We start from the raw sequence: 17,376 nt of genomic DNA, 5'->3' as shown, positions 1-17,376 counted from the left end.
ATCCCCGAGAACACTCACACCCACCAGCTGGGAGGTCTGACCCGCCGAGAACGACACCGTCCCCGACACCGCGGTGGAGGCCGATGAGAGGTTCACGGTGAGTTTGTCTGCGCCGTCGGGGGCCCTGTTGGGTGCGGGGGTGAGGGGGAGGGTCCCTATCTTCACCGAGTTTGTGCCGCCGCCGCGGGGGGTGTCGATCAGTCGGGTCTGTGTGTGTGTCGCCGAAGGCGACGCCGGTCTGCGGAATGCGAAATTCACCGTGGCGCTGTCGGCGCCGTCCGCCGTTCCGGTCACGGTCAGCTTCGCGACGGCCAACGGGACGGCCATAGCCGGCCAGGACTACACGGCGGCCGCCGGGACGGTGACGTTCTCGGCCGGCCAGATCTCTCGGCAGATCAGCGTTGATGTGACCGGGGACAGGGTTGTCGAACCCAACGAGACATTCACGGTGAGCTTGTCCAAGCCGACCGGTGCCCGGTTGGGGACCGTGGCGACGGCCACGGCGACGATCGTCAACGACGACCTTCCGGTGGTGTCGATCAGTCCGGTGAGTCTGACCGTGGTCGAGGGGAACTCAGGGGTGACGCCGGCGGCCTTTGCAGTGTCGTTGTCCGCAGCCTCGCCGACGCAGGTCACGGTCAGATACGCGACTAGCAGCACACCGGGTAACAGCCCGGGCAACAAGAGGTCGGCGACGGCAGGCCAGGACTACACGGCGGCCACCGGGACAGTCACCTTCGCCCCGGGTCAGACGACGCGACTGTTCAGCGTGAGTGTGCTTGGGGATACCGCGGTGGAGTCTGACGAGACCTTCGCGGTCACGCTGTCGTCGCCCACAGGCGCGCAACTCGGCACCGCGAAGGCCACGGCGACCATCGCCGACGATGACCTCGCCCCGAGAACCAGGGTCTAGACCGAGCAGTCAGAAGGATCGGGCACGCCTGACGGGGCATGCCAGAGGCCTGACGGGGCATAGAGCCCCGATGGGGCAGCGCCGGCGTTCCCGGACGGCTTTGGCACAATGCCCGACTATCAACGGCACATGGGTTTTACTCCTCTGCGCAGCCGCGATCCTCGTCGGGGCTGCGCTGTTCGTTCGGGGCAGAGTGGGGCTCCTCCTGCTCGCGGCCGGGCTGTTCGCCGTCTTGGCAGCGGGGGCTGCGGCGATCAACACCGACGCGCTGACGAACCTCGACACCTCCGTCGCCGAGTGGTTCGACGCCCACCGGACGCGGCGCCGGGACGTGGAGGCGATGGGAGTCTTCGCCTACCTCGGCCGGCCCGTCCACGTCCTGAGCGTGGCGGTCGTGGTGGGCTCGCTGCTGTCGGTCCGGGCCCGATCGGCCAAGCCCGTCATGCTGGTGGCCGGCGGGGTCGGACTCGGGGTCGCCGTCGAGCAGACGTTCAAGGCGCTCATCGGCCGCACGGCCACCACCCAGCCGCTGGTCGAATATCCGCACTCCTACCCGTCCGGCCACGTGACCGGCTGCGCGGCCCTGCTGGGCATGATCGCGCTGTGCCTGGGCACCGGTCGAGGCCGAGCTGTCAAGACGGTCCTGGCGCTGCTGGTGGGAGTCAGCGTGCTGTTCGTCGCCGGGTTGGCGTTGTACACCGGCGCGCACACCTTCACCGACGTGATCGGCGGGATGGCTCTGGGTGGGTCGATCCTGGCACTGGGGGCCGCGATCCTGGGCGACTCGGCGCCGAGGGTCGCATGACGGGCGCCGACGGCGGATTCCCGCCGGGCCACCCGGCCCTTCCGGTCCAAGACATCGGCCGCCTGCTGGTGCGGTGCGCCGACCGCCCGGGCCTGGTGGCGGCGGTGACCGGTTTCCTGGCCGGTGCCGGTGCCAACATCGTGTCGCTGGACCAGCACTCCACCCAGCAGACCGGCGGCACGTTCATCCAGCGCACCATTTTCCACCTGCCGGGCCTGGCGGCGGCGCGCCCCGATCTGGAACGCGAGTTCGCCGACCGTGTCGCCGAGCCGTTCGGCAACGACTTCCGGCTGACCGAAGCGGCCAAACCCAAGCGGGTGGCCATCATGGCGTCCACCGAGGACCACTGCCTGCTGGACCTGTTGTGGCGCAACCGCCGCGGAGAACTGGACATGTCGGTGGTCATGGTGATCGCCAACCACCCCGATCTCGCCGATCAGGTGCGGCCGTTCGGGGTGCCATTCATCCACATACCGGCCGGCAGGGATATCCGGGCGGATGCCGAGCAGCGGCAACTGGACCTGCTGCGCGGCAACGTCGACCTGGTGGTGCTGGCCCGCTATATGCAGATCCTCAGCCCGGCGTTCCTCGCCGACCTGAGCAGCCCGCTGATCAACATCCACCATTCCTTCCTGCCGGCATTCATCGGCGCCGCGGCGTACCGACGTGCCAAGGAGCGCGGCGTCAAACTCGTCGGCGCCACGGCGCACTACGTGACCGAGGACCTCGACGAGGGTCCGATCATCGAGCAGGACGTGGTTCGGGTCGACCACCGGCATTCCGTGGAGGACCTGATGCGGTTGGGCGCCGACGTGGAACGTGCCGTGCTCTCCCGGGCGGTGCTGTGGCACTGCGAGGACCGCGTCATCAGGGTCGGAAATCAGACCGTCGTGCTGTGAGCCTCCAGAGCGAGCAGGCGGCGGCGCACCTCGGCCGCGACCTCCTCGGCCGGCAGGTCCTGCGGTGAGGTCCTGGTCTCGATGGGCAGCCGCACCTCGGCCGGGTCGAGGTATGCCGCGGCCAGCAGCGCCTCGATCGGTGAGCGTTCGTACACCCGTGCCACCAGAATGGCCGTCTCCGGTTTGGGCCGGGTCTTGCCCTGGAGCCAGTTGCACACCGACAGCCGGGCGATACCGATGCTCTCGGCGATCTGAGCCTGGGTCTGCCCGGCGGCGATGCGCCGCAGGTATTCCGGCCATGTCTCTGTCATTTTTCCTCCCCGCGACCGACCCTACGGCGGGGGTCTGACAGTTGTTGCCCGGTAAAGGGGTTGAGGCGCCGATGACGGGACTAATCTCGGCACCTAACACCACCGACCAAAGAGAGGGGAGCTCGATATGCCCGACACCGCAACTGATCAGATAGCGCCCCTGCGCAGCTTCGTGCGCGGCCTGACCGAAGTGGTCGACGCCACCACCGACGAGGACGCCGTGCTGGAGCGCGGTCGCGCGCTGCTGGCAGAGCTGGTCAGCGACGACGCGTGGCTGCAGGAGCCGTACGCGACCGCGCGTTCGGACCGCTACGCGCAGTACCTGCTGCACTGTGACCCGCTGGAGCGGTTCAGCATGGTCAGCTTCGTCTGGGGGCCCGGCCAGCGCACCCCGGTGCACAACCACACGGTGTGGGGTCTGGTCGGGATGCTGCGCGGCAGTGAACTCAGCGAGGAGTACGAACTGCGCGACGGGGTACCGGTCGGCACCGGAAAGACCGCGCTGATGAGCCCCGGAGAGGTCGACGCGGTGTCCCCGAGGATCGGCGACTGGCATCGGGTCACCAACACCAGCGACGACGTATCGATCAGCATCCACGTCTACGGCGGAAACGTCGGTGCCCTGCACCGCAATAAGCTCGACGAAAAAGCCGGCAGGCTGGTCGATTTCGTCTCCGGGTACGACAACACCGCGACACCGAATCTCTGGGGACGGCCGGCGCCGGAACCGTGCTGACCCCGCTCGTCAGAGCGCCAGAAGCCGTTCCAGTCCGATCAGTCCGACGATGACGATGACGACCCGAAGTGCCGTCGGGGACAGCCGCCGGCCGTAGCGGGCGCCGACCCAGCCGCCCAGCGCCGATCCCACGGCGATCAGGCCCGCGACGGTCCAGTTGATCCGCCCGAAGGCCACCAGCACGTAGCCGGCCGCGGCGACGACGTTGATCAGCAGCGACATCAGATTCTTGGCGGCGTTCATCCGCTGCAGGTCCTCGGGCAGCAGAGCGCCCATCAGGGCCAGCAGCAGGATGCCCTGCGCGGCGGTGAAGTAGCCGCCATAGATGCCGATGAGGAAGGTGCCGAAGGACAGGATCGCCATGCGCCGGGTCGAGACGTGATCCACCGGGCGCCCGGCGGCCTCTGCCCTCCGGCGGGCGTAGGCCTGGATTCGCGGACCCAGCACGACCAGCACCAGGGCGAGGATCAACAGTGCCGGTACGACCTTGATGAAGACCTTCTCGGGCAGGTGCAGCAGCAGGAAGGCGCCGATCGCGGCGCCGGCGACCAGGGCGGGAATCTGCCAGCGCAGCCGTGGCCACTGCCCTGCGAGTTCGCCCCGATAGCCCCACGTCCCGGTCGCCCCGCCGGGCACCATGCCGACCGCGTTGGACATCGTCGCGGTCACCGGGGGAAGCCCCAGGGCCACCAGGGTCGGGAAGGTGATCAGCGTGCCCGAGCCCACCACCGAGTTGATCGCGCCGGCGGCGAACCCGGCGACCACGATCAGAACCAGGTGGGCGAGCGACACCGCAAGAACCCTAGTGTGAGACGCTGCCGTCTGTGACGGGGCTCTGGTGGCCGGGCCCGGCCGGTGTCCTGGCCGGCTTTCTCACCGATCTGGCGCTGGGCGACCCGCGCCGCGGGCACCCGGTGGCGGGATTCGGCCGCTGCGCCGCCGCGTTGGAGTCGGTCACCTACCGCGACAGCCGTATCGCCGGCGCCGTCCACACCGGCGTCCTGGTGGGTTGTCTGGCCGGACTCGGTGGGCTGATGCACCGCCGTCTGCAGGGCGCACCCAGGTTCGCGCTGACCGCGGCGGCCACCTGGGTGGCCCTGGGTGGAACCACCCTGGCCCGTACCGGATCTCAGATGGCCGACCGCATCGACGACGGCGACCTGGAGGGCGCGCGCGCGGTGCTGCCGTCGTTGTGTGGTCGCGATCCCGCCGCGCTCGACCTCACCGGTCTGGCGCGTGCCGCCTGCGAATCGGTGGCCGAGAACACCTCTGATGCCGCGGTGGCTCCGGTGTTGTGGGCGGCACTGGCCGGGGCCCCGGGTGTGCTTGCCTACCGGGGGGTCAACACCTTGGACGCCATGATCGGCAACCGTTCGGATCGCTACGCCCGATTCGGTTGGGCCGCAGCACGACTGGACGATATCGCCAACTACCTGCCGGCCCGGATCACCGGCGCGATCTCGGTTTCCGCCGCGCGTTTGGTGGGCGGTTCGCCGGCGCGCGCGGCGCGGACGTGGTGGCGCGACGCCGGCCGTCATCCCAGCCCGAACGCCGGCATACCGGAGGCCGCGTTCGCCGGCGTGCTGGGCGTGCGGCTGGGCGGGCCCACCCAGTACCGCTTCCAGCTCGAGATCCGCCCAATCCTCGGTGACGGGCCGGATCCGTCGGCGGCGGACCTGCGCCGGGCGGTGGTTCTTTCGCGCATCGTCCAGGCCGTCGCGGTCATCGCCGCGACGGCGATCAGCGCTGCCGCCCGTAGCGCTCGGCCAGTTTGTCCTCGACGGTGAGCGGGGTGCCGCTGCCGGCCTGCGAGCGCCGGGCCGCCTCGGCGCGGCGCACCCGAAGCTCGGAGAAGACGAAGTAGCCCAGGCCCAGCGGGGCCAGGATGCCGAATGCGATCCACTGGATGCCGTAGGACAGGAACGGGCCGGCGTCGAGTTGGGGCAGCGGCAGCGTCTCGAGGCCGCCCGGCTGGCCGTCCGCCAGTTGCAGGTAGGAGCCGGCGAGCCGAGTCCCGGTGAGCGCGGCGATCTGGGCGGTGTCGATCGCATAAACCTGCAGGTGGCCCGCCTCGGTGAACGGTGCCTTGCCGTCGCCGGGGGCGGTCTGGGAGTCGCGCAACCGCGCGTTGATGCTCAACGGTCCCGCCGGAGCCGCCTGGATCGGAGGCACCGCGGTGCCCTCGACCGGGTGCGCGTAGCCGCGGTTGACCAGTACGGTCGGCCCGCCGTCGACGGCGAACGGGGTGAGGACCTCGTAGGCCGGCGCACCGCCGATCACCCTGAGCCGGACCAGTACCTGCTTGTCGGCCAGATAGTGACCGGTTGCGGTGACCCGCCGCCACTGGGCGTCGGGAGCCGACGAATCCTGATGTGGCAGCAGGGTCTGCACGGCGACCGGTTCGGCTGACATCGAGTACTCGATCTGGTGGTTCTCCCGGGAGGTCCTGGTGTTCTTCCCCAGCTGCCAGGGCGCCAGAACGGTCAGGCACAGGTAGGCGAACGCCACCACCACCAGCGCCAGGGCGATCCAGCCCGGGCGCAGCAGGAACGATAGGCGCCTCACGGGCTGTCGACCCGCTCGTCGACCCAGGAGTGCAGGCCCGGCAGAGCCGCCTCGATGACCTCGAAGGTCTCCACGAAGTCGGTGTGGCCTCCGTAATACGGGTCCTCGACGTCGAGGGCGTGGGCACCTGAGCGCGGGTCGAAGGATCGAAGCATACGCAGTCGATCCGGAGTGACACCCCAGTCGCTGAGCAACCGAAAGTGATTGCGTCCCAGTGCCACAACCAGATCGGCGGACAGGTGGTCGTCGTCGACCTGCGCGGCGCGGTGTGCGGTGGGGTAGCCCCGTTCGGCCAGCACCCGCACCGCTCGGGCATCGGCTCCATCACCGGCATGCCAGCCGCCGGTACCGGCGCTGGTGACCCGTACCAGGCCGGCCAGGCCGCGCTCGGAGATCTGGTGGGCGAACATCTTCTCCGCCATCGGGGAGCGGCAGATGTTGCCCGAGCACACGAACGTCACGTGCAGCCGGTCTTCAGACACCCAGCACCTCCCGGAGTTCCTCGACAGTCGCCACATGGGCGGCTGCGGCGCCGGTGGCATCATCGCGACCGTAGCCCCAGCCCACCACCACGGTGGCGATACCGTGCACCGCGGCGCCCTCGACGTCGTGGGCGCGGTCGCCGACCATCAGGACCCGCTGTGGCAACGGCTCCAGCTGGGACAGCGCATACGCCAGCACGTCGGCCTTGGTGGCGCGGGTTCCATCCGTGGTGGCGCCCGCGATCACCTCGAAATGGCCGTCGATGCCGAAGTGCTCGAGGATCCGCCGGGCTATTGGTTCGGCCTTGGAGGTCGCCACCGCGAGTCGCACACCGCCTGCCCGCAGGTCGGCGAGCAGCCCGCCGACTCCGTCGAACATGGTGTTCATCGCCCAGCCCCGGCGGGTGTAGTCGTCACGGTAGGCCGCCAGCGCGTCGTCGGCGCGGTCGCCCAGGCCCAGACCGGCCAAGGTGTGCTGCATCGGCGGCCCCACCACCCGGGTGGCCAGATCGCCGTCGGGAACCGCGGCGCCCACGCAGGTGAGGGCGTGGGTGAAGCTGGCGACGACGCCGCGGGCCGAGTCCGTCAGCGTGCCGTCCAGGTCGAAGATCACCAACTCGGGTCTGCGGGATGCCGGTGCGCTCACGCACTCATTGTCCCGCGCCGCCGCGGCAGCTGCGCGCCCGCATCGTCGGCTGGGGGCCTGGCAGCCCGACTACTGTGCATCTGGTGAGAAGTCACGCTGTGCGCCCGGGTTCGCGCTATCACGGCGACGAGGCCGTCGAGCCGGGCATGCTGGACTTCGCCGTCAACGTCCGGCACGCTCAGCCGCCGGCGTGGCTGCAGCAGCGGCTGGCCGCCCGGCTGCCCGACCTGGCCGGTTATCCGGGGGCTGCCGACCACTCCGCCGCGCTCACCGCGGTCGCCCGTCGGCACGGAGTGTCCGAGGACCGGGTGCTGCTGCTGGCCGGCGGGTCGGAGGGGTTCGCCCTGCTGCCCGCACTGCGTCCCCGACTGGCCGCTCTGATCGCGCCGTCGTTCACCGAGCCGGAGGTGGTCCTGGCCGCGGCCGGTGTGCCGGTGCGGCAGGTGGTGGTTGCGGCGCCGTTCGCCCTGGCCGGTGCGGAGGTGCCCGCGGAGGCCGACCTGGTGGTGGTCGGTAATCCGACCAATCCGACAGGGGTGCTTCACTCGAGGGAGTCGGTGCTCGCCCTGCGCGGTCCGGGCCGGCTGGTGGTGGTCGATGAGGCCTTCGCCGACGCCGTGGACGGCGAGCCGGAGTCTTTGGCCGGCCGGGACGTCCCCGGGGTGCTGGTGCTGCGGAGTCTGACCAAGACCTGGGCGCTGGCCGGACTGCGAGTGGGCTACGCCCTGGGCGACCCGCAGGTGCTGACCCGGCTGGCGGCGGTCCGGCCGCACTGGCCGCTGGGCACGCTGCAGCTGGAGGCGATCGCGGCGTGCAGCACGGAGGCTGCCGTGGCCGAAGCACGCGCAAGCGCTCAGCGACTGGCCGCGCTGCGCGACGAGATGGCTGAGGGGCTGTGCGGGCTCGGGCTGGAGGTGATATCCGGCAGGGCACCGTTTGTGCTGTTCGGTGTGCCGGACGCCGAACTGGTGCGGAAGCGGTTGAGGGCCAGTGGCATTGCGGTCCGGCGCTGCGACACCTTCGTCGGCCTGGGAGATGGCTTCCTGCGAGCCGCGGTGCGCCCGGAATGGCCGCTGCTGGTGCGCGCGATCGGGGAGGCGCTGCGGTGAGCGCACGCCTGGCCGATGTCATCGCAGTGCTCGACGCGGCCTATCCGCCTGGGCTGGCGCACGACTGGGACTCGGTCGGACTGGTCTGCGGTGACCCCGGCGATCCGGTGGAATCGGTGACGGTCGCCGTAGACGCCACCGCGGCGGTGGCCGGCTCCGTGGGCACGCGCGGGCTGCTGCTGGCGCACCACCCGCTGCTGCTGCGCGGTGTGGACACCGTCGCGGCCAGCACTCCCAAGGGGTCGCTGATCCACCGGCTGATCCGCGACGGGTCGGCGCTTTTCACCGCCCACACCAACGCCGACGCCGCCCGTCCCGGGGTCTCCGACGCACTGGCGGCGGCGTTGGGACTCGAGGTCGAGGGTGTGCTCGACCCCGCCCCCGACGGCCCGGCTCTGGACAAGTGGGTGATCTTCGTGCCCACCGCGGACGCGCGGGCCGTGCGAGCGGCGGTGTTCGCCGCCGGGGCCGGTCACATCGGCGACTACTCGAACTGCAGCTGGTCTGTGACGGGCACCGGACAGTTCCTGCCCGGGGCGGAGGCCTCGCCGGCCGTCGGGACCGTCGGCGCGGTGGAACAGGTGGTCGAGGATCGCATCGAGGTGATCGCACCGATGCAGCTGCGCGGCCAGATCCTGGCGGCCATGCGTGCCGCCCATCCCTACGAAGAGCCCGCCTTCGACGTCTTCGGCCTCGCGCCGCTGCCGGCCGGGGTGGGTATCGGCCGGGTCGCCAGGCTGCCCGGTCCGCAGCGATTCGCGGACTTCGTCGCGCGGGTGAATTCGTCACTGCCGCAGACCAGTTGGGGCATCCGCGCCGCGGGTAACCCGGACTCGCCGGTGGACAGGGTGGCGGTCTGCGGCGGGGCCGGGGACTCGCTGCTGACCGCGGCCCGGGCCGCCGGGGTGCAGGCTTACCTCACCGCGGACCTTCGCCACCATCCCGCCGACGAGCATCGCCGGATCAGCGACGTCGGACTCATCGACGTCGCGCACTGGGCCAGCGAGTATCCGTGGTGCAACCAGGCCGCCGAACTACTGCGATCCGAGTTCGGAGACCACCTCGTCATCACGGTCAGCCCGCTGCGCACCGACCCGTGGAACATCGAGCACCCCGAGAGTGATGATGAAGCTGAGGATGAAGCTGATGATGAGAGCTGATGATGAGAGCTGATGATGAAAGCTGATGATGAAAGCTGAAGTGGCACAGCAACGCGCACTGTTCGATCTCGCCGAGTTGGACGCCGAACTCACCCGTCAGGGGCACAAGGCCGCCCACCTTCCAGAGCAGCAAAGACTCGAGGAACTCCAGACCGAGCAGCGGGCGACCGCAGACCGGCTCGCCGTCGTCGAACTCGGGCTGGAGGACCTTGATGCCCAGATCGCCAAGCTGGAGTCCGAAGTGGACGCGGTGCGACAGCGCGAGGACCGGGACCGGAGGCTGCTCGACTCCGGCAGCCTCACCGACTCCAAGCAGCTTTCCGAACTCCAGCACGAACTCGGCACTTTGGAGCGCCGCCAGGCGAACCTGGAGGACACCCTGCTGGAGCTGATGGAGCGTCGTGAGCAGATGGCCGCCGATCAGGCCCGCGAAAAGGCGGCGCTGGACACCATCGAGGGCGATTTGGCCACCGCCCGCACCGACCGGGACGCCGCGCTCGGTTCGGTCGAGCAGAGCCGCACGGACACCGCCACCCGGCGTGCCGGGGTGGCCGCCGGGCTCGACGGGGAACTGCTGGAGCTCTATGAACGGCAACGCTCCGCGTCGGGTATCGGAGCCGGCCGGCTGCTGGGCCGGCGCTGCGGGGCCTGTCGGATCGAACTCGACCGGGGCGAGCTGGCGCGGATCTCGGCGGCGGCTGACGACGACGTGCTGCGCTGCCCCGAGTGCCGGGCGATCCTGTTGCGGCTCAAAGAATCCGGGCAGTGAACCCGGACGGTGGACCAGCCGCGATGAAGGTGATCGTCGAGGCCGACGGCGGCTCTCGCGGTAACCCGGGTCCGGCCGGATTCGGTTGTGTGGTCTGGTCCGACGATCATGCAACCGTGCTCGCCGAGCACCGGCAACCGATCGGGGTCACGACCAACAACGTCGCCGAGTACCGGGGACTCATCGCCGGGCTGGAGGAGGCCCGCCGGCTGGGCGCCGATGAGGTCGATGTGCGGATGGACTCCAAGCTCGTGGTCGAGCAGATGAGCGGACGGTGGAAGGTCAAGCATCCCGGTCTGGCCGAATTGCACCAGCAGGCCAGGGCTTTGGCGTCGACCTTCGCAGCCGCGCGGTTCGCGTGGATACCGCGGGAACAGAACAAGCACGCCGACCGGCTGGCCAACGAGGCGATGGACGGCGCCGGCCCGAGCGAGGGGGGCTGGGAACCGCCCGAGCCGACGAAGATCGCCGCCGACCCGCCGCCGAGCGCCGTGGCGGTGCCGCCGTCGGCGTGGACCGGAAACCGGGGGTCTCCCACCCGGATGCTGCTGTTGCGGCACGGACAGACCGAATTGTCCCGGCAGCGGCGTTACTCCGGTCGCGGCAACCCGGACCTCACCGCCGTCGGCCGGCGCCAGGCCGAGGACGCGGCGCGCTATCTGGCCTCGAAGGGGGGCATCTCCGCAGTCCTCAGCTCGCCGCTGTCGCGGGCCCACGACACCGCCAAGGCGGCTGCGGACGCCCTGGGGCTGACGGTGGTGGTCGACGACGACCTGATCGAGACCGACTTCGGGGATTGGGAGGGTCTGACCTTCCTCGAGGCGGCCGAGCGTCATCCGGAGGTTCACGGCCGGTGGCTGCGCGATACCGGGCTACAGGCGCCGGGCGGGGAGAGCTTCGACGACGTGGCCGACCGTGTGCGGCGCGTGCGTGACCGGCTCATCGCCGAACACGGCGGGTCCACCGTGCTGGTGGTCTCCCACGTCACCCCGATCAAGACCCTGCTGAGACTGGCGCTGGACGCCGGGGCGTCTGTGCTGCACCGGCTGCACCTGGACCTGGCCTCACTGAGCATCGCTGAGTTCTTTCCCGACGGCGGTGCGTCGGTGCGACTGGTCAATGACACGTCCTACCTGCGCGGCTGAAGGCGAGAGACCATGCCGGACGACAAACACCAGGCCGTCTGGGAGGAGCACTACGCTGCCCGGCCGCAGGTGTGGAGCGGGCGGGTCAACTCCCAACTCGCCGCGACCGCTGCCGGCCTGACCGGGGGCCGGGTCCTGGATCTGGGCTGCGGGGAGGGCGGTGACGCGATCTGGCTGGCCGAGCGTGGATGGACCGTCGTCGGCGTCGATGTCTCAGCCACCGCGTTGGACCGGGCCCGGGCAGCCGCGGAATCCCGTGGCGTGGCCGACCGGATCGACTTCCAGCAGCAAGACCTGACCGCCGGTTTTCCCGCCGGGTCTTTCGACCTGGTGTCGGCGCAGTTTCTGCACAGCACCGTCGAGATGGACCGCGCCGACATCCTGCGTCGTGCCGCCGCGGCGGTCGCTCCGGGCGGCGCGCTGCTGATCGTCGACCACGCGGGTGCCCCGCCGTGGGCGGAGAAGATGCGCGGCCACGAGTTCCCCGGGCCCGAGGAGGTGGTCGCGGGCCTCGCACTGGATCGTGCCGACTGGCGCCAGCAGCTGAGGGCCGTCGAGCGGGCCGCGACCGGACCGGACGGCGTTGAGGTCACTCTGGTCGACAACGTCATCCTGCTGCGTCGTCGACCTGCTGCGCCGGGCGGACGGCCCTGAATCAACGCAGAAGTTGCGCGGGTCTCGGCTTTCGCGTAAGGAGTACCGGGTGGACAGCCCGACCCCCGGATCCTCCGAAACCGACCTGCACACAGCCCTGATGCGACGTCTGCTGCGCCGCACGACCGCCAAGGGCCAGATCACGCTGCCCGCCGTCCCCGGGATGCTCGAGGACTTCGTCTCCGTGTGCAACGAGACGTTTCTGGCTTTGGGGGTCCGGTACAGCGAGGAGGACTTGGACCACCTGCGAGGCGTGCTCCGTCGGCAACTCGCCGAGGCGTACTCGGCCTCGCCGCGCTCGGAGATCGTGATCAGCTACGAATCCCCGTACGGCCTCACGGCGAGCTACAACGTCGAGATTCAGTGGAACACCGTCGAGGGCGCCTACAACAACTGGGTCGCCACCCGGGAACCGCCCCTGTTCGGCACCGAACCCGATGCGAGGGTGTGGGCGCTGGCCGGCGAGACGTCGGATCCTGCGACCTTCCCCGTGCTGGACATCGGCGCCGGAACCGGGCGCAACTGCCTGGCGCTGGCTCGGCGCGGCCACCCGGTCGACGCGGTCGAGATGACCGAGAAGTTCGCCGACATCATTCGCACCGAGGCGCAGGCGCAGTCGCTGAACGTCCGGGTCGTTCAGCGCGACGTTTTCGCCACCGACCAGGAGGACCTGCGGCGCGACTACCGGCTGATCCTGCTGTCGGAAGTGGTGTCGGACTTCCGTAACGTCGAGCAGTTGCGCAGGGTTTTCGAACTTGCCGCCAACTGCCTGGCGCCGGGCGGCAAGCTGGTTTTCAACGTTTTTCTCGCCAAACCCGGGTACAGCCCCGACGGCGGCGTCCGCGAACTCGGCCAGCAGTGCTACACCACCATTTTCACCACCTCAGAGGTGGCGGCCGCGGCAGCGGCGGCGGCACTGGACCAGATCGCCGACGACTCGGTGTACGACTACGAGAAGGCCAATCTGCCGGCCGAGGGCTGGCCGCCCACCAGCTGGTACGAGGGCTGGGTCAGTGGTCAGGACGTTTTCGATCTGCCCCGGGACGAGGCGCCGATCGAAATGCGCTGGCTGGTGTTCCGCAAGGCGGACTGAACCGCCCCCGCCCTCGCGGAAGACCGGGCCCGCGCAGTACGTTGATAGCTGCGGACGAGTTGGCCGGGCGGCCGCGGGCCGCCGGCGACGGCGGGTCGAGGAAAGTCCGGACTTCACAGAGCAGGGTGATTGCTAACGGCAATCCGAGGTGACTCGCGGGACAGTGCCACAGAGAACAGACCGCCGCCGGCTCTCCGGGGCCGGCGGTAAGGGTGAAACGGTGCGGTAAGAGCGCACCAGCATCCCGGGTGACCGGGGTGGCTCGGTAAACCCCACCCGAAGCAAGGCCAAGAGGCCGAACCGTAAGGTTCGGCTGCGCAGGTGCCCGAGGGCTGCTCGCCCGAGCCTGCGGGTAGGCCGCACCAGGCACCCGGCGACGGGTGTCGCAGATGGATGGTCGCCACCGCTGCGCTCGCGTAGCGGAACAGAATCCGGCTTACAGGCCAGCTCGTCCGCCCCGCCACTAATAGACGATCGGGATATTTTGGGCAGAGCCGCCTCGCGGTACTACGCTAAGCGCAGGCTGAGAACAGGGCGGGGTACCGAGATGCGGGCGTCGGAAAATGCAGGTCGGGTTGCCGCCCTCGCGTTCGCGCTGGGCATCGAACTCTCAGTCGGCGCCGCCGGGACGGCCTGGGCGGCACCATCGGACTCCGGCTCCGATCCCAGGGCAGACTCGACGTCCGTCGAACGCGCTGACCCGGCCCGCCCTGGACGGTCCCAATCCGGTCCGAGGCGTCGGTCCGGCCAGGCCCCCCCGTCGACCACGCCGGAAGACCCCGGAATGCCGGCGGGCGATCGTCCCCAGCCGCAATTGAGGCGCCCGCGCGTAACTGACACGTCGAAGAAACAGGCCTCCGCTTCCCGGGGACTTGCGCCGGCGCAAGCCTCTCGGACCCTGCGGCCTGCGCTACCGACTGCCGCGGCGACTGCCGTGGTGGATGTGCCGCGACTGCTTGACGGTGCGACGCCGGCACGCGCCACGGCCGCCGTCACACCCACGCTGCCGATGGGCGCCGTGAGGCCGATTTCGGCTGCGCGGCAGGCGGCGTCCACGGCCCGGAAAGCCCCCGCGGCGTCCAAAGCCCCCGCGGCGGCCGTGCGGTCGGGCGCCGCTCGCGGGATTGCCGCATCCATCGCGGCGCGTCTGCTGGGGTCGAACCCCGCCTCCCCGCTGGAGTGGAGCGTGCTGGCGGTCTCGCGAGGCGAGTTCGGGCGGACGCGCCGCGGTACGTCGACAACTGCTTCGACAGCCAGCGTCGCAGCCGCTCCCGGCACTGGTGAACCGCAGCCACCGATGTACGCACCCGACGAGGTCCTGCTGGCCTGGACGCCGAGCGCCGGCCCCATCGCCCGCTGGCTGACGCTCACGGTGGCCGGCGCGACTGTTTTGGACCGGGTGGGCACCGAGCAGATGCTGCAGACCGGCCAGGGTGTCATCTACCGCCTTGAAGTTCCCGGTGGGACCGAAGCCGCCCTGCGGGCCCTGTCCAGGAGCCGGGTGGTGGCCTTCGTCGAGCCCAACGCGTGGATATCGGCGGATTCGGTCTCGAACGATCCCTACTACGTCAGTGGATCACTGTGGGGCGTGAACAGCAGTGACACCCCGGTCGACTACGGCCCGGCGGGCACCACCAACCAGTACGGCATCGCCGCGGAAGAGGCATGGGCCCAGGGCGCAACCGGTTCGGCTTCGGTGTACGTCGGAGTCATCGACGAGGGTATCCAGATCACCCATCCCGACCTCGCGGCCAACATCTGGACCAACCCCGGCGAGATCGCCGACGACGGGATCGACAACGACGGCAATGGCTACGTCGACGACATCCACGGCTGGGACTTCTACTACGAGGACAACTCGGTCTACGACGGCGACGAAGACGATCACGGCACCCACGTCGCGGGCACCATCGCCGCTGTCGGCGGCAACGGAACCGGCGTCGCCGGCGTCACCTGGAACACCACGCTCATTCCTGCCAAGTTCCTCGGCCCGAGTGGCGGCTACACCTTCGATGCGGTTAAGGCCCTCGACTACCTCACCGACCTGAAGACGCGCTACGGCATCGACCTGGTCGCGGTGAACAACTCGTGGGGAGGTGGCGGCTACAGCTCCGCGCTGCACAGCGCGATTCTCCGGGCGGCCAAGGCCGACATCCTGTTTGTCGCGGCGGCAGGAAACAACAGCTCCGACAACGACGTGACCGCCTTCTACCCAAGCGCCTACAGCTCGCTGACAGCTACGGCGACCGAGTCCGCGGCGTCCTACGAATCCGTCGTCGCCGTAGCGTCCATCACTTCATCGGGGGCCCTATCCTCGTTTTCGGACTACGGAGCCACAACCGTCGATATCGGCGCCCCAGGCTCGTCCGTCGTCAGTACCCTGCCCACTGACTCCTACGGCTACTACAGCGGCACGTCGATGGCCACGCCGCACGTGACCGGTGCGGTCGCCCTCTACGCGTCCCAGCACCCGGACATGACGGCGGCGGAACTGCGCGCGGCGATCCTGGACAACGCGACGCCCACCCCCTCGCTGGCCGGCAAAACCGTCACCGGGGGCCGGCTGAACCTGGGAGGCCTGTTCGGCCCGACGGGCCCATCGGTGTCGATCTCCCCGGCGAGTGTCAGTGTGGCCGAGGGTGTTTCGGGCACTGCGACTGCGCAGTTCACGGTATCGCTGACCCAGGCGTCGGCGTCGGAGGTGACGGTGGGGTACGGCACCGACAACGGCACCGCGGTCGCCGGTCAGGATTACACCGCGGTGTCGGGGGCGTTGACGTTCGCTGCGGGGGAGACCTCGAAGTCGATCACGGTGGACGTGCTCGGTGATGGTGTGGTGGAGGCCGACGAGACCTTCTCGTTGAGTCTGGCCTCGCCGTCAGGGGCGGCACTGGGAGCGGTCTATGCCGCGACGGTCACCATCGTCAACGACGATTCGGCGGTGGTGTCCCTCTCGCCGCTGAGTCTCATTGTGGTGGAGGGTGATTCGGGTACCACTGGTGCGAATTTCACGGTGTCGTTGTCGCAGCCGACGGTGGCCCCGGTGACGGTGGGGTACGCAACGGCGGACGGCACCGCGACCGCGGGCGTGGATTACACCGCGATGTCGGGCACCCTGACGTTTGCTGCGGGGGAGACCTCGAAGTCGATCGCGGTGGATGTGCTCGGTGATGGTGTGGTGGAGGCCGGTGAGACCTTCTTGTTGAGTCTGGCCTCGCCGTCGGGTGCGGTGCTGGGCGTCGACACGACGGCGACGGCGACGATCGTCAACGATGATTCGGCGGTGGTGTCGATCTCGCCGGCGAGTCTGACTGTCACCGAGGGCAACTCCGGGATCACGTCGGCGCAGTTCGCGGTGTCGTTGTCCCAGTCGGCGCTGACGACGGTCACGGTGGGATACGGCACCGCCAACGGCACCGCTACGGCGGGGGTGGATTACACCACCGCGGCAGGCACGTTGCTGTTTGCGGCTGGGGAGACCTCGAAGTTGGTCAGTGTGCCGGTGCTCGGTGACGGTGTGGTGGAGGCCGATGAGACCTTCACCGTCACGCTGACGTCTGCGGCGGGGGCTTTCCTGGGCGCCACGACGGCGACGGCGACGATTGTCAATGATGATTCGGCGGTGGTGTCGATCTCGCCGGTGAGTCTGAACGTGACGGAGGGCAATTCGGGCACTACGGCGGCGCAGTTCACGGTGTCGTTGTCGCAGCCGGCGTTGAGCACGGTCACGGTGGGTTATGGCACGGCGAACGGGACTGCGACGGCGGGGGTGGATTACACCGCCGCGGCGGGCACGCTGAGTTTCGCGGCCGGTGAGACCTCGAAGTCGATCGCGGTGGATGTGCTCGGGGATGGGGTGGTGGAGGCCGGTGAGACCTTCTTGTTGAGTCTGGCCTCGCCGTCGGGTGCGGTGCTGGGCGTCGACACGACGGCGACGGCGACGATTGCCAATGATGATTCGGCGGTGGTGTCGATCTCGCCGGTGAGTCTGACGGTGTCCGAGGGCAACTCCGGGACCACGGCGGCGCAGTTCGCGGTGTCGTTGTCCCAGCCGGCGCTGAGCACGGTCACGGTGGGTTATGGCACGGC

Annotated in this window: 17 protein-coding genes and 1 other RNA gene; 13 read left to right on the top strand and 5 right to left on the bottom strand. The window is 69.6% G+C overall.

All coding sequences use genetic code 11. The features are described from left to right. Positions 1 to 211 precede the first annotated feature (211 nt). From ACKOQ4_RS01620 to purU, 3 genes are all read left to right on the top strand, one after another. Positions 212 to 913 (top strand): Calx-beta domain-containing protein, encoded by a 702-nt coding sequence (locus tag ACKOQ4_RS01620; protein WP_526288169.1) that lies wholly within the window; start codon positions 212 to 214, stop codon positions 911 to 913. Between the two features lie 193 nt (positions 914 to 1,106). Continuing rightward, entirely contained in the window at positions 1,107 to 1,718 is a 612-nt protein-coding gene (locus ACKOQ4_RS01615) for a phosphatase PAP2 family protein (RefSeq protein WP_526288167.1), read from the top strand. Then, positions 1,715 to 2,617, top strand: coding sequence for a formyltetrahydrofolate deformylase (gene purU / locus ACKOQ4_RS01610; RefSeq protein ID WP_526288165.1), 903 nt, complete (start codon positions 1,715 to 1,717; stop codon positions 2,615 to 2,617). The genes ACKOQ4_RS01615 and purU overlap by 4 nt, the downstream gene beginning before the upstream one ends. On the opposite strand, the gene ACKOQ4_RS01605 is transcribed toward purU, so the two are convergent. Next, positions 2,599 to 2,928, bottom strand: a complete 330-nt coding sequence (locus ACKOQ4_RS01605) for a helix-turn-helix transcriptional regulator (protein WP_526288163.1) — start codon at positions 2,926 to 2,928, stop codon at positions 2,599 to 2,601. The genes purU and ACKOQ4_RS01605 overlap by 19 nt on opposite strands. 127 nt (positions 2,929 to 3,055) lie before the next feature. On the opposite strand from ACKOQ4_RS01605, the gene ACKOQ4_RS01600 reads away from it, so the two are divergent. Further along, the gene (locus ACKOQ4_RS01600) at positions 3,056 to 3,664 is read left to right on the top strand and encodes a cysteine dioxygenase family protein (protein ID WP_526288161.1); all 609 of its coding nucleotides are present in this window, start codon (positions 3,056 to 3,058) and stop codon (positions 3,662 to 3,664) included. A 9-nt stretch (positions 3,665 to 3,673) separates the two neighbouring features. Here ACKOQ4_RS01600 and ACKOQ4_RS01595 read toward each other — a convergent pair whose 3' ends face one another. Beyond that, entirely contained in the window at positions 3,674 to 4,456 is a 783-nt protein-coding gene (locus ACKOQ4_RS01595) for a sulfite exporter TauE/SafE family protein (RefSeq protein WP_526288159.1), read from the bottom strand. A 32-nt stretch (positions 4,457 to 4,488) separates the two neighbouring features. Between ACKOQ4_RS01595 and ACKOQ4_RS01590 the strand changes: the two genes are divergently transcribed. Continuing rightward, positions 4,489 to 5,451 (top strand): cobalamin biosynthesis protein, encoded by a 963-nt coding sequence (locus ACKOQ4_RS01590; RefSeq protein ID WP_526288157.1) that lies wholly within the window; start codon positions 4,489 to 4,491, stop codon positions 5,449 to 5,451. Here the strand turns inward: ACKOQ4_RS01590 and ACKOQ4_RS01585 are convergent. The 3 genes from ACKOQ4_RS01585 to ACKOQ4_RS01575 are packed head-to-tail and all read right to left on the bottom strand — an operon-like array spanning position 5,405 to position 7,357. Further along, the gene (locus tag ACKOQ4_RS01585; RefSeq protein WP_526288155.1) at positions 5,405 to 6,229 is read right to left on the bottom strand and encodes an SURF1 family cytochrome oxidase biogenesis protein; all 825 of its coding nucleotides are present in this window, start codon (positions 6,227 to 6,229) and stop codon (positions 5,405 to 5,407) included. The two genes, ACKOQ4_RS01590 and ACKOQ4_RS01585, sit on opposite strands and share 47 nt — an antisense overlap. Continuing rightward, entirely contained in the window at positions 6,226 to 6,711 is a 486-nt protein-coding gene (locus ACKOQ4_RS01580; RefSeq protein WP_526288153.1) for a low molecular weight protein-tyrosine-phosphatase, read from the bottom strand. Before ACKOQ4_RS01580 ends, ACKOQ4_RS01585 begins: the two co-directional genes overlap by 4 nt. Continuing rightward, the gene (locus ACKOQ4_RS01575) at positions 6,704 to 7,357 is read right to left on the bottom strand and encodes an HAD hydrolase-like protein (RefSeq protein ID WP_526288151.1); all 654 of its coding nucleotides are present in this window, start codon (positions 7,355 to 7,357) and stop codon (positions 6,704 to 6,706) included. The genes ACKOQ4_RS01580 and ACKOQ4_RS01575 overlap by 8 nt, the downstream gene beginning before the upstream one ends. An 83-nt stretch (positions 7,358 to 7,440) precedes the next feature. On the opposite strand from ACKOQ4_RS01575, the gene cobC reads away from it, so the two are divergent. The 8 genes from cobC to ACKOQ4_RS01535 all read left to right on the top strand — a co-directional run. Next, positions 7,441 to 8,466 (top strand): Rv2231c family histidinol phosphate aminotransferase CobC, encoded by a 1,026-nt coding sequence (gene cobC / locus ACKOQ4_RS01570; RefSeq protein WP_526288149.1) that lies wholly within the window; start codon positions 7,441 to 7,443, stop codon positions 8,464 to 8,466. Next, entirely contained in the window at positions 8,463 to 9,626 is a 1,164-nt protein-coding gene (locus tag ACKOQ4_RS01565) for a Nif3-like dinuclear metal center hexameric protein (protein WP_526288147.1), read from the top strand. The genes cobC and ACKOQ4_RS01565 overlap by 4 nt, the downstream gene beginning before the upstream one ends. A gap of 25 nt (positions 9,627 to 9,651) precedes the next feature. Continuing rightward, on the top strand, positions 9,652 to 10,395 hold the full coding sequence (locus ACKOQ4_RS01560) for a zinc ribbon domain-containing protein (RefSeq protein ID WP_526288145.1): 744 nt from the start codon (positions 9,652 to 9,654) through the stop codon (positions 10,393 to 10,395). 23 nt (positions 10,396 to 10,418) lie between these two features. Then, positions 10,419 to 11,540, top strand: coding sequence for a bifunctional RNase H/acid phosphatase (locus ACKOQ4_RS01555; protein ID WP_526288173.1), 1,122 nt, complete (start codon positions 10,419 to 10,421; stop codon positions 11,538 to 11,540). Positions 11,541 to 11,552: 12 nt separating this feature from the next. Continuing rightward, on the top strand, positions 11,553 to 12,194 hold the full coding sequence (locus tag ACKOQ4_RS01550; RefSeq protein ID WP_526288143.1) for an SAM-dependent methyltransferase: 642 nt from the start codon (positions 11,553 to 11,555) through the stop codon (positions 12,192 to 12,194). A gap of 100 nt (positions 12,195 to 12,294) precedes the next feature. Beyond that, on the top strand, positions 12,295 to 13,287 hold the full coding sequence (locus ACKOQ4_RS01545) for a class I SAM-dependent methyltransferase (protein WP_526288171.1): 993 nt from the start codon (positions 12,295 to 12,297) through the stop codon (positions 13,285 to 13,287). Positions 13,288 to 13,342: 55 nt separating this feature from the next. Then, positions 13,343 to 13,742, top strand: an RNA gene (rnpB, locus tag ACKOQ4_RS01540) — RNase P RNA component class A. Positions 13,743 to 14,584: 842 nt separating this feature from the next. Continuing rightward, positions 14,585 to 17,376 (top strand): Calx-beta domain-containing protein (locus tag ACKOQ4_RS01535; protein ID WP_526288141.1); only part of this gene is annotated, 2,792 nt, incomplete at its 3' end.

The sequence above is a fragment of the Mycobacterium sp. genome (assembly GCF_046095365.1).
Classification (GTDB): domain Bacteria; phylum Actinomycetota; class Actinomycetes; order Mycobacteriales; family Mycobacteriaceae; genus Mycobacterium.
Note: the sequence above shows the minus strand (reverse complement) of the source record. Positions and strands in the feature narration are given on the sequence as shown.

Coding starts and splice junctions, on each gene's coding strand:
- ACKOQ4_RS01605 (WP_526288163.1), bottom strand. CDS start 2,928: ATGACAGAGACATGGCCGGAATACCTGCGGCGCATCGCCGCCGGGCAG.
- ACKOQ4_RS01555 (WP_526288173.1), top strand. CDS start 10,419: ATGAAGGTGATCGTCGAGGCCGACGGCGGCTCTCGCGGTAACCCGGGT.
- ACKOQ4_RS01545 (WP_526288171.1), top strand. CDS start 12,295: ATGCGACGTCTGCTGCGCCGCACGACCGCCAAGGGCCAGATCACGCTG.
- ACKOQ4_RS01600 (WP_526288161.1), top strand. CDS start 3,056: ATGCCCGACACCGCAACTGATCAGATAGCGCCCCTGCGCAGCTTCGTG.
- ACKOQ4_RS01550 (WP_526288143.1), top strand. CDS start 11,553: ATGCCGGACGACAAACACCAGGCCGTCTGGGAGGAGCACTACGCTGCC.
- ACKOQ4_RS01560 (WP_526288145.1), top strand. CDS start 9,652: ATGATGAAAGCTGAAGTGGCACAGCAACGCGCACTGTTCGATCTCGCC.
- purU (WP_526288165.1), top strand. CDS start 1,715: ATGACGGGCGCCGACGGCGGATTCCCGCCGGGCCACCCGGCCCTTCCG.